This is a genomic window from Curvibacter sp. PAE-UM (assembly GCF_001432305.1).
In the GTDB taxonomy this organism is placed as follows: Bacteria; Pseudomonadota; Gammaproteobacteria; order Burkholderiales; family Burkholderiaceae_C; genus Hylemonella.
Genome location: NZ_KQ483358.1, coordinates 1,717,309 through 1,727,735, shown reverse-complemented (window position 1 = coordinate 1,727,735; position 10,427 = coordinate 1,717,309). Strand labels below are relative to the sequence as shown.

Genomic DNA, 10,427 nt, shown 5'->3' with positions numbered 1-10,427 from the left:
CTAGCTTGACCCAATCAAATTGGCATCTTCGGCACTTGTAAAAGCACTCAACTACTTTGCAGCTTTGTTCGCGCGAATTGCGGCGCGGATTTTTTATGCTGCTCAGTGGGATGCGCTGAGAACCCGTCTTACCGCCAGCAAATCAGCGGCCGAAAAACTCCTGCCATTTGACCTGGGTCTTATCCCGACGGCATTAGTGGCAGGTGAAGACAGAAGATTTTTCAGTCACTACGGAATTGATCTCTATTCCATTACTCGCGCGCTCTATCGAGCTGCTACCGGAAAAAGCATAGAAGGCGCCAGCACGATTACCCAACAGCCGGTAAGAGTTTATTCTGGCGACTATCGCTATTCAATCAGTCGCAAACTCAAAGAGATCATGCTGGCATCGCTAGCTGATGACCTCTTATCCAAAAACGATCAGATCAAGCTTTATCTTTTTAGGGCTTACTTCGGCTGGAAGATGAATGGCATCAATCAAGCAACTGATCGGTTAGGCTACGTTGCACCATTCTCAGGAAAACAAGCTGCCGAAATCATTGCGCGACTGAAGTACCCGGAGCCGCACCGACCGTCCCAATTTCAAACTCTGCAAATCGAAGCGCGAGTCAATCACATACTTGAATTAATGCAAGATGATGGGATGCCAAGATGAAGAGCCTGCGCGACACAAAGTTCGATCTAAGCGTTAATGAACGCAACTTTCCCGGGATTTCGTCTGATGCAAATTCTTTTAAAAGATTCCTATTAAGCATCGATGAAGAAAGGCTCCCCTACCTAGTCCAAGCATATTTTCGAGATCGACCGCCAGCAGCTTTTGCAGACAAACCAATGCTTTGGCAAGCATTGAGAGCATGGCTCAGTTCTCGTATTAACTCGATTGGAGGATGTAGTATTTCCCTTTGGGAATTCGGGTTGAGCGGTAGCGCAAACATCGGCTTCTCGGCATCGCCAAAGAAATTTGGCGCCCCTTTCGGGGAGCAATCGGACTTAGATCTATTTGTCGTCAATACAGATCTATTCGAAGCGATCTCTTCAGAAGCGAGAAAGTTCACCTTCTCCACTAACCAGCCCGATAGATATAGAGATGCACGAGAGACTGTTGCTGCACAGCTTCGGCGCAACATTCTGATCGACACAAAACATATTCCAGCCGCTGATCAATATGTTCTGAACTCGATAATTCACAATGAAATGTCAATCATTATTGACAAACTGAAGCTTGAGGGCTACATCGTCAAACCTTCGTCTGTAAGGGTCTACAAAAATTGGGAAGCCCTCGCTAGACAACTCAAACTCAATCTAAGCCTTTTGAAAACAAATCTACTAAACCAGCAAGTCGCGGAAGGCGCAAAATGAAAGCCACCTGGAACAACACCGTCATCGCCGAGAGTGACGACACCGTGCTGGTAGAGGGCAACCACTACTTCCCCGAGCACACGCTCAAGCGCGAGTACGTCACCTTCAGCAACCACAAGACCACCTGCCCATGGAAGGGCGAGGCGCATTACTACGCGCTCATGGTCAACGGCGACATGCTGCCCGACGCCGTCTGGTACTACCCCGAGCCCAAGCCCGAAGCCCACCTCATCCAGGGCCGCGTGGCCTTCTGGAAGGGCGTGAAGATCGAGGAATAGGCAGTCATGGCAACTGCCCGGCCCCGCCGAAAACCCGCCCCGCGCGTGGTCGTTTTTGCCGGCCCCAATGGCGCCGGCAAGTCCACACACGCGGATGCGATTCTGGCCACGCTCGGCATCACCACTTTTGTCAATGCCGATTTCATTGCCCGTGGCTTATCGGGCCGACACACCGAGACGGTGACCTTCACCGCCGGGCGCATCATGCTGGAGCGCCTGCACCAGTTGGCTGAGGCCAAAGAAGACTTCGCGTTTGAAAGCACCCTTTCAAGCCGCACGTTCGCACCTTTCCTGCGCGGCCTGAGGGCACAGGGCTATGGTGTCGCCATCTACTACTTCTCCTTGGCGAACGCACAGCTGGCGGTGCGCCGCGTGAAGGCGCGCGTGGCGATGGGCGGTCATGATGTTCCCACCGACGTGGTACGCAGGCGTTTTGGCCGCAGCCTCACCAATTTTTTCAGCCTCTACGCACCGCTTGCATCCCGCTGGGCAATCTTTGACAATTCGCGAACACCTCATGCTCGCCTGGTTGCCACCAACGAAGGTGATAATCTGAGCATCATCGAGACCACCACATGGCACAAACTGCAAAAAATGGCGAATCGCTTCTGATGCCCTCCCCCAAGGCGCTCGAAAAGGCCTTGGTGCAGTCTGCACAGAACGCCCAGCGGCTTGCGAAGGCCTTTGGCGTCAAGGTGCCGATGGCCTCAAGCAAAACGGTTTCCCGCAAAGCCAGCTGACATCAAGCTTAGGCCGCACGGTCTTCTGGAGGGGTGTGAAGGTAACGAAATGAGCAACCCGCCAGTTTCCACCCTGGATGAGCTGTGGGCCCAAGAGGCCGAGGATCGCCTGGCCGCCTACCGCCGCGGTGAACTACCCGCTATCCCCTTGGCCGAAGTGCTGGCGAAATACGCGATCAAGCAGACGGACGCATGACGACCCCTCCCGCCAAGATGACCTTCCACGTGGAAACCCGCCGCGTGGACGCGCACAGCAGCCGCGCTGTCTGCAAGAGCGCCGAGATCGCGCTGGACACGGACCTGGCCGGCAACCCCGCCGCCTTCAACCCGGCCGAGCTGTTGCTGGCCGCGCTCTCGGCCTGCATGGTCAAGGGCATCGAGCGGGTGGTGCCCATCCTGAAGTTCCAGCTGCGCGGCGTGGAGGTGGTGGTGGACGGCGTGCGCCAGGACGTGCCACCCAAGATGGAGAGCATCCGCTACGAGATCATCGTGGACACGGACGAGAGCGAGCAGCGCCTGGCCCTGCTGCACGAGAACGTGAAGAAATACGGCACGGTCTTCAACACCGTGGCACCCGGCACCGAACTGGCGGGCACGCTGCGCCGCAAGTGACCGCGCGCGCTGTGCGCCGGTTCAGTCCTGACCCGATGCCTTCGACGCTGCCAGGTAGGTCTTCAGCCGCCACTGTTGCTGCTGCTCATGCAGCTGCGGCAGGTGGATGGAGAACTCGGCCAGGTCCAGCGCGGCGGCGTCTTCCTTGAAACGCTCGCGCAGGCCCGGCAGATCGGCGGCCAGCTTGACGCGGGCCCGGTCCACGGCGCCTTGTGCCGCCTTGCGCAGTGCTTGATCCGCGGGGTTCTTGCGCAGGGCCACCGAGGCATTGCGCAGCAGCACCAGCGTGCCCTGCACCGAGGCGGCCTGGCCCAGCGCGGCGATCAGGCAACGGCGGCCGGCGGCGGTGAAGTCGACGCTGCGGGTGGCCGGGTTGTCGGCGCGCTGCGCGTCACAGACCCGGTAGCGGGTGTCGTCCTGCTGCTCCTGCGCCTGGCGCTGGGCCAGCCAGGTTTCGGCCGACGTTGGATGGCGCACCGTATCGGACCACGCGGGTCCGCCAGCGGCAAGCGCGGTGACGAAAACAAGCAGGGCGGTCAACTTCATGATGTGCTCCTCAGAGGCCGATGGAGTCAGTATGGGCAGCCCGCGCGCATCTGGCATCCCCCCGCACGGGCGTAGTTCACACATCGCCGCGATAACGATGCGAACTATTACCGCTTTGCGCAGCGCCATGGTTTCTGGCAGAAAAACAAGGGCGGCACAGCAAGCCGCCGTGTCTTGCGGCCCGCATCAATAATGGCGGGCAAGCAACGCCCCTCCACCATGGCCCGCCGTCCCCACTACCACGTCTACGTCATCGAGCTGTCGAAGGACGTGCTGTTGGAGGCCAGGTTCAGGAAGAACAACCCGGGCTACGTGGACGGCAGGCCCTGCGTCTACGTGGGCATGACGGGCCTGGACCCGGATGTGCGTTTCGACAAGCACATGGCCGGCATCCAGGCCAACAGCTACGTGACGAAATACGGCCTGCGCCTGCTGCCCGATCTGTACGAGGGCTTCAACCCCATGCGCTACGACGACGCCGTGGACAAGGAAATCGAGATCGGCATCGACTTGCGCTCGGCGGGTTTTGGCGTCTGGCAGGCCTGAGCGCCACCGGGCGCGCAAGCCGTGCTTTTTTCACGCCGGCCGGGCCGGGGGCTCGCTTATAGTCATTTCCACCTCATCCACACCACCCAGTGAGCCCACCCATGCGCCTGCGTCTTTCCGTCCTGATCGGCATTGCATCGCTTTTCACCGTCCTGGCCGCCGGCCCGGCCCTGGCCGACAAGCTGGTCTCTTTCGACCCGGCCACGGGCCAGGGGATCTATGTCTGGGACCAGGGCATCCGCTACGAAGGCGGCATGGCCAACGGCAAGCCCCAGGGCACTGGCGTGATGACCTGGACCAGCGGGCAACGCTACGAGGGCGATTTCGTCCAGGGCCAGATGCAGGGCAAGGGGGTGCTGACCCTGGCCAGTGGCGACCGCTACGAGGGCGACTTCGCCGCGAGCCTGCGCTCCGGCAAGGGTGTGTTCATCTGGAAGGACGGTGCGCGCTACGAGGGTGACTTCGCCGCAGGCAAGCGCCATGGCAAGGGTGTTCAGACCATGGCCAGCGGCAACCGCTATGAGGGCGACTTCATCACGGACAACTACCAGGGCAAGGGCGTCTACACCTGGGCGGACGGCATGCGCTACCAGGGCGATTTCGTCGCGGACCAGCGCCAGGGCAAAGGTCTGCAGGTCTGGGCCAACGGCCAGCGCTATGAAGGCGACTACGTCAACAGCCAGTTCCACGGCCAGGGCGTGCTGACGCTGGCCAACGGCGACCGCTACACGGGCGAGTTCGTCGCGAACAAGCGCGAGGGCAACGCGGTGCTGCAGTACGCCGACGGCTCGCGCTTCGAAGGCCGCTTCGTGAACGACGTCGTCAGCCAGGGCACGCGCATCAGCGCCAGCGGCGAGCGCATGCCGGTGGACCTGGAGTTCGTGAACGCCAAGAAGACCGGCCGCGGCAGCGTGGCCTATGCCTCGGGCAATCGCTACGAGGGCGATTTCGTCAACGGGCAGAAGCAGGGCAAGGGCGTCTTCACCTGGGCCACCGGCGACCGCTACGAGGGCGATTTCCTGGCGGACCAGTTCCACGGCAAGGCCGTGGTGGTCCACGCCAGTGGCATGCGCTACGAGGGCGACTACGTCAATGGCAATCGCGCCGGCAAGGCCGTGTACACCTGGCCCAGCGGCCAGCGCTACGAGGGCGACGTGGCGGACAACAGGTACCACGGCAAGGGCGTCTTCGTCGCGGCCAACGGCGACCGCTATGAGGGCGATTTCGTCGCCGGCAAGCGGCACGGCCAGGGCGTGAGAACCTACGCAAGCGGCCACCGCCATGTGGGCGGCTATGCAAACGACAAGTTCTCGGGCCCAGGGGTCTACACCTGGCCCAGCGGCCAGCGCTACGAAGGCAACTACGAGAACGGCGAGGAGACGGGCTACGGCGTCATGACCTACAAGGACGGCACCCGCTACGCCGGCAACTGGGTGGACGGCAAGCGCGCCGACGCAGCCGCGCAGCAGCAGGCCCAGGCCCCGCAGCCGCAACGCCAGGAGTCCTCGGGCTTCCAGTGGGGCAAGGCGGCGGCACTGCTGGGTGGGGCAGCCATCGGCGGGCTGGACAAGCTGCCGTCAGAGCAGCAGGCCCGGGTGATCTCGGGGGTGCTGCAGGACAGCATGGCCGGGCAGAGCGGCGTGTCCAACTTCCAGCAGAGCGTGGCTGGCGCCGGCACGGGTGCCGGCTCGAACAGCGGCGGCGGGTCCGGCAGCGGCGGCGCGATGAAGGGCGGCGTGCCCAAGGCCACCTTCGACGCAGGCGAACTGGCCTGCCAGCAGGAGGCCATGTCCGGCGCCCGCCCCTATGGCGACTCCCAGCTCGACACTTTCTGCGTGCTGGCCTCCAGCAACGCCTGCGTGAAGCGCAAGTTCAACTTCAACGGCTACGAGGCCGAGCGCCAGGAGTCCTGCCGCCGCATGAAGGGCACGGCCAGCGCGCTGCGGGTCGACCCGAACAAGTGCGGCGCCTGCAACTGAGGGCGTGCGCCGGGAGCCTGGCCCATAGCCCGGGCGGCATGCACACGGCTCAGTGTGCGGAATGTCGACTAAACTGGCGGTCGCGTCGGGCCTACCGCCCCGCTCTCCGCCCGTGTCACTCGACCCCACCACCCTGATTTTTCTGAACGTCGCCAACCTGTTGGCGATGTCGCTGGCCCTGCCCTTGGTGATGGGGCAGAACCTGAGCCCGGCCGCGCACAATGCGCGCGCCTCCTTGATGATCAACGGGGCCGCCTGGCTGGCATTGATCTTTGCCGGCTTCTGGCGCGAGCAGTGGCCCGACTGGCTGCTCTCCAGCGTGGCCATGGGACTGCTGAGCCTGAGCAACTGGCTGGTCTATCGCGCCCTCAGCCACTGGCTGGGACCGCGCCCGCTGGGCCGCTTGTTGCTGGTGCTGGTGCTGGCCACGCCGCTGGGTTACGCCCTGAGTTTTGGCAGCTACCCGGTGCGTGTGGGCTGGGCCAACCTGCTGATCGCGGGGCAGTTGCTGATCCTGGCGCGCGCCGCGCTGCTGCCGGTGAACCGCGAGTTCGGCCAGGGCAACTGGCGTTTCCTGCTGTTCGGCTGTGTCGGCCTGATGGCCATCCTCACCGCGCTGCGCGGCATCCTGGGCGCCTGGTTCACCGAGCTCTACCCCTTTTTCCGCGCACCCACGCCGGTCAACCTGACGGCGCTGGTGGCCGCCAACGTGACGCTGGTGCTGATCAATATCGCCATCCTGGCGGCCTGGCGCGAAGAGGCGCAGCACAAGCTGCGCACCCTGGTCGTCACCGATGCGCTCACAGGCCTGGTCAACCGCAACGGCTGGGCCGAGCAGGCGGACCGGGCCCTGCGTTATGCGCAGCGCCACGGGTATCCGCTGTCACTGCTGATGATCGACCTGGACCACTTCAAGCGCATCAACGACACCTACGGCCACGAGACCGGTGACGCGGCGCTGGTGTTCTTCGGCGACCTGCTCAAACAGTGCCAGCGCGCAGGCGACGTGAATGCGCGCCTGGGCGGCGAGGAGTTCTGCGTGCTGCTGGCCCACGCCGACACCGCCGCCGCACAGGCCTTCGACCATCGCCTGCGTGCCGAACTGGCCAAGGCCGCACCGCAGGCCATCCACTTCAACCTGGACTTCAGCACCGGCCATGCCCTGTGCCGTGACCGGCACGAGACGCTGGAGTCGCTCATGGCCCGCGCCGATGCGGCGCTCTATGGCGCCAAGCACGCCGGCCGCGGCCACATGGTGTCCGCCGAGACACGGGCGGGCTGAAACGTGGCGGCCCTCACCTTGCGCCCGGTGAACCCCGACGTGCGCAGCGTGCACGGGCCCGATGGTGCGCACCTGGGTTATCTCAAGCGCATCGGCGCGGTCTGGAAATTCAAGGCCATCGGTTTTGACGCCGCGGGCCAGGTGATCCCCGGGGGCGGCCCGCTCACCGACAAGCACAACACGCCCTTTGCCGCCCCGGATGCCGCCGAGGTGAGCGCCAAACTCAATGTCACGCCACTGGGCTAAGCTCGCGGCCACACACAGCCACACACACAAGGAACCCCCATGAAAAAACTCAAGGTCCAGATCAATCTGGAGATGACCGTCCCCGCCGACTGGGAGCTGGTCCAGACCTCCGAGGGCACGCCTGTCCTGAAGCTGCCCAACGGCCAGTTCATGGACCTGGCCATCGAGCCGCTGTTCGCCAGCGACCCCGAGGAGACCTGGAGCAGCACGGACAGCGACGAGATGCTGAACGACATCCTGGACATGGTGGAGAGCGAAGAGATCGTCTACGAGTTCGTCACCCACTAGCGGGTGAGCCCGGCAGCGGGCCGGGTGCAGCTCAGCGGGTTTTCTCGACCGGGTTGGCCGTCAGCGCGCTGGCCGCATAGGCCCGCATGAATTCCCTGGCCTTCTCGGGGCGCGCGCCGAGCCAGGCCTCATACGCACCTTCGTTCAGGATGGCCGGCATGCGTTTTTCGCTGCCGGGCTGCTGGTAGCGGTGCATCAGGGCGTGGCTGTTGGCGTTCACCGTGAGCAGGGTGTAGCTGACGATGTCCTCGCCCCCCGCCCCCACCCAGCGCTCCCACAGGCCCGCCACCCCCATGGGCTGGCCGTCCACGCGGGCGATGCGGGTGGGCACGGCCTTGCCGCTGCGCCAGTCGTCTTCCAGGAAGGCCATCATGGGCACGATGCAGAACTGGCCGGCCAGCCAGGCATCGCGGAAGTTGTTGGAGGTGGTGACGATCTCCGAACGCGCCACATCCAGCTTGGTCGAGCGCAACTTGGCGTCCGAGGCCGACTTGACCCAGCGCGGCACCAGGCCCAGCTGCCCGGCCACCAGCTCGCGCACCGGGGGGGCGACCTCGGCGCCCGTTTCGCCGGCTTGCGCCGGAGCGGCCGCCAGGCGGATGAACACCCCGGGTTTGCGGGGCCACACCTGCCGCTCCACAGGGACTGCGGGCGCGGCGACACGGAAAACGTCGGGGTACAGCGCAGCGGTTTGAACGCTCTCGTATTGGAAACTCATGGGGCGATGCTATCGCACGGCGGCACGACACCCCGGGAAATGCACGCAGCCCGGGGCGCCAGACCGGGCTGCGGCACGCTTCAGCCGCGCTTGCCGGCCACGCCCACCAGGGCGTCCATCTCCTCCAGGTACTGGCTGTGTTCCTTCTTCTGGGCCTTGAGGGCCTCGCGGAATTCGCCGATGGCGTGGTCGGCCACCTTGGGCAGCAGTTTCTCGAAGAGCTCGGCGCGTTTGGCCGTGATGTCCTTGGCCTTGCTGCCTTCGAGTTCGCGCTGCGCCAGCACGGCGCTGGCAACCGTCACGCCCAGCAGCAGGCGCATCAGGTCCTGCGGAGTGGGGCCGCTGCTTGCCCAGGGCAGCGGGTCCGGGCCCGGCTTGGGCTGGGGCAGCTCGGGCTGCCAGGGGTCGAGCAGGGGCTGGAGCTTGTCCCAGATCGGGCGCAGCGGCTGAATCTCGCGCCAGAGCACGCCCACGAACAGGGGCACCGAGCAGGCGCCGTGCACCGAGGCAAAGTACTGCTCGGCGAGCTGCGCCAGGGCGAAGTGGATGCGGATCGGAATGTGCGCATGGTCGCGGAAGGGGAAACGGAACTCCTCGTAGAAGAAGGGCGAGGCGACGAAGCGGTCGAAGATGTCGAAGATCCAGCGGTAGCGGCCGGCCGGGATGAGCCAGTAGACGATGTTGCGGAAGTAGTGCTTGATCATCCGGTAGTGGTCGGCCTGCCCCGGGTTGAGCGGCGCGTAGAAGCCGCGCTCCTTGACGAAGTCGCCACCCGAACCATCGACGCCGGCGGTCTGCGCGCCCATCAGGTTGACGTTGAAGAAGTGGTGCCAGGTGGCGTCGACCACCACACGGCCCAGGCGCGTGCTGCCACGCACGATGCGATGGCCGTCGTAGGCGCCAATCACACCGAAGGTCTTTTCATTGACGGTGGGCTTGAACTCGCCCCCGCTGTTGTTGAGCAGGTTGTGCCCGCCGATGACACGACCGGTGGCCACGAGTTCGGGCGCCAGGCGCGTGCTGCTGCCGGGCAGCACGGGGTATTCGTCCTGGCCCAGGACGGTGAGGCCCAGGTTGGCCGGCACCTCGCACTGGCCTTCGTGCGGATGGTCCGGCAGGTGGCGCACCACGCCGTGCGGGCTGCACAGCAGCGGGTGCGGGTAGCGCCAGTGGAAGTAGCGGTTGCCGCCGCCGAAGTAGAGCCGGGGGGTGATCTCCTGGGCAATGGTGTCGGACTGGTCGCTGAACTGGTAGAACGCGTCGAAGCCCTGGCGCGTGGTGTCGTGCCGGTCGGCCGAGCTGCCCGAGGGCGCCACGGGGAAACCGGCCGGCGCGGTGTCGTAGTACCAGCGGCGCATGTTGCGCACGCGCGGAATCTCGCGGCACAGGCCGGCGCCCAGGTCTTCGTGGTCGCCGGTGGCGAAGACGCCACCCCCCGCGTCCATGAAGTTGGAGATGGCCTGCACCTCGGCCGCCGTGGCGCGGTTGGAGACCATATCGTCGCGTTCGATGGCAAAGAGCAGGATCTCGTCGTACTGCGAGAGGTCGTGCGTGTCGAACCTGAGGTCGACCACGTCGGCGCCGGCCCCCGCCGGGTTGCGGCGGTGCGCCTTGGTGATCTGCAGGTTGAAGCCCACCCAGTCGGTGTCTTGCAGCACCTGGACGAATTCGCCGAGATGGAAGGCGGTGTTGCCGGGTGGCGGGATGGCGGTGGGGCGCTGGTAGCCGCCACCGCCGTCGGTCACGATCAGTATTCTGACGGTATGCATGGAAAGACCTCCTTGATGTGATGTGTGGGGAGATGCGCTGCACGGCTCCTCTTCCATGCGCTGG

Annotated in this window: 15 protein-coding genes; 12 read left to right on the top strand and 3 right to left on the bottom strand. The window is 64.2% G+C overall.

Translation table 11 applies throughout. The features are described from left to right. Nucleotides 1–19: 19 nt before the first annotated feature. From AO057_RS17470 to AO057_RS08420, 7 genes are read left to right on the top strand one after another with little or no spacing between them, the layout of a single operon-like run. Entirely contained in the window at nt 20–655 is a 636-nt protein-coding gene (locus AO057_RS17470; RefSeq protein ID WP_168163361.1) for a biosynthetic peptidoglycan transglycosylase, read from the top strand. Beyond that, entirely contained in the window at nt 652–1,359 is a 708-nt protein-coding gene (locus tag AO057_RS17780) for a hypothetical protein (RefSeq protein ID WP_156404516.1), read from the top strand. The genes AO057_RS17470 and AO057_RS17780 overlap by 4 nt, the downstream gene beginning before the upstream one ends. Beyond that, nucleotides 1,356–1,637, top strand: a complete 282-nt coding sequence (locus AO057_RS08435; RefSeq protein ID WP_057675205.1) for a DUF427 domain-containing protein — start codon at nt 1,356–1,358, stop codon at nt 1,635–1,637. The genes AO057_RS17780 and AO057_RS08435 overlap by 4 nt, the downstream gene beginning before the upstream one ends. A 6-nt stretch (nt 1,638–1,643) precedes the next feature. Beyond that, nucleotides 1,644–2,249 carry an AAA family ATPase gene (locus AO057_RS08430; protein WP_082605476.1) on the top strand — a complete coding sequence of 202 codons (606 nt, stop codon included), beginning with the start codon at nt 1,644–1,646 and terminating at the stop codon, nt 2,247–2,249. Further along, a complete protein-coding gene (locus tag AO057_RS17775; RefSeq protein WP_156404515.1) occupies nt 2,213–2,377 on the top strand; it encodes a hypothetical protein in 165 nt (54 codons plus the stop codon). The genes AO057_RS08430 and AO057_RS17775 overlap by 37 nt, the downstream gene beginning before the upstream one ends. Before the next feature lie 49 nt (nt 2,378–2,426). After that, the gene (locus AO057_RS17465; protein WP_082605475.1) at nt 2,427–2,573 is read left to right on the top strand and encodes an addiction module protein; all 147 of its coding nucleotides are present in this window, start codon (nt 2,427–2,429) and stop codon (nt 2,571–2,573) included. After that, complete coding sequence (locus AO057_RS08420) at nt 2,570–2,989, top strand: OsmC family protein (RefSeq protein ID WP_057675202.1); 420 nt, start codon at nt 2,570–2,572, stop codon at nt 2,987–2,989. Before AO057_RS17465 ends, AO057_RS08420 begins: the two co-directional genes overlap by 4 nt. 21 nt (nt 2,990–3,010) lie before the next feature. On the opposite strand, the gene AO057_RS08415 is transcribed toward AO057_RS08420, so the two are convergent. Beyond that, entirely contained in the window at nt 3,011–3,535 is a 525-nt protein-coding gene (locus tag AO057_RS08415) for a hypothetical protein (protein ID WP_057675201.1), read from the bottom strand. 219 nt (nt 3,536–3,754) lie between these two features. On the opposite strand from AO057_RS08415, the gene AO057_RS08410 reads away from it, so the two are divergent. From AO057_RS08410 to AO057_RS08390, 5 genes are all read left to right on the top strand, one after another. After that, on the top strand, nt 3,755–4,081 hold the full coding sequence (locus AO057_RS08410; RefSeq protein WP_057677228.1) for a hypothetical protein: 327 nt from the start codon (nt 3,755–3,757) through the stop codon (nt 4,079–4,081). Nucleotides 4,082–4,182: 101 nt separating this feature from the next. Further along, on the top strand, nt 4,183–6,060 hold the full coding sequence (locus tag AO057_RS08405; protein ID WP_057675200.1) for an MORN repeat-containing protein: 1,878 nt from the start codon (nt 4,183–4,185) through the stop codon (nt 6,058–6,060). A gap of 112 nt (nt 6,061–6,172) precedes the next feature. Beyond that, on the top strand, nt 6,173–7,342 hold the full coding sequence (locus AO057_RS08400) for a GGDEF domain-containing protein (protein WP_057675199.1): 1,170 nt from the start codon (nt 6,173–6,175) through the stop codon (nt 7,340–7,342). A gap of 3 nt (nt 7,343–7,345) precedes the next feature. Then, entirely contained in the window at nt 7,346–7,588 is a 243-nt protein-coding gene (locus AO057_RS08395; protein WP_057675198.1) for a hypothetical protein, read from the top strand. Between the two features lie 39 nt (nt 7,589–7,627). Then, nucleotides 7,628–7,876, top strand: coding sequence for a hypothetical protein (locus AO057_RS08390; protein WP_057675197.1), 249 nt, complete (start codon nt 7,628–7,630; stop codon nt 7,874–7,876). A gap of 31 nt (nt 7,877–7,907) precedes the next feature. On the opposite strand, the gene AO057_RS08385 is transcribed toward AO057_RS08390, so the two are convergent. Further along, a complete protein-coding gene (locus tag AO057_RS08385; protein WP_057675196.1) occupies nt 7,908–8,594 on the bottom strand; it encodes an SOS response-associated peptidase in 687 nt (228 codons plus the stop codon). 80 nt (nt 8,595–8,674) lie between these two features. Continuing rightward, the gene (locus AO057_RS08380) at nt 8,675–10,363 is read right to left on the bottom strand and encodes a hypothetical protein (protein ID WP_057675195.1); all 1,689 of its coding nucleotides are present in this window, start codon (nt 10,361–10,363) and stop codon (nt 8,675–8,677) included. Between the last annotated feature and the right edge of the window lie 64 nt (nt 10,364–10,427).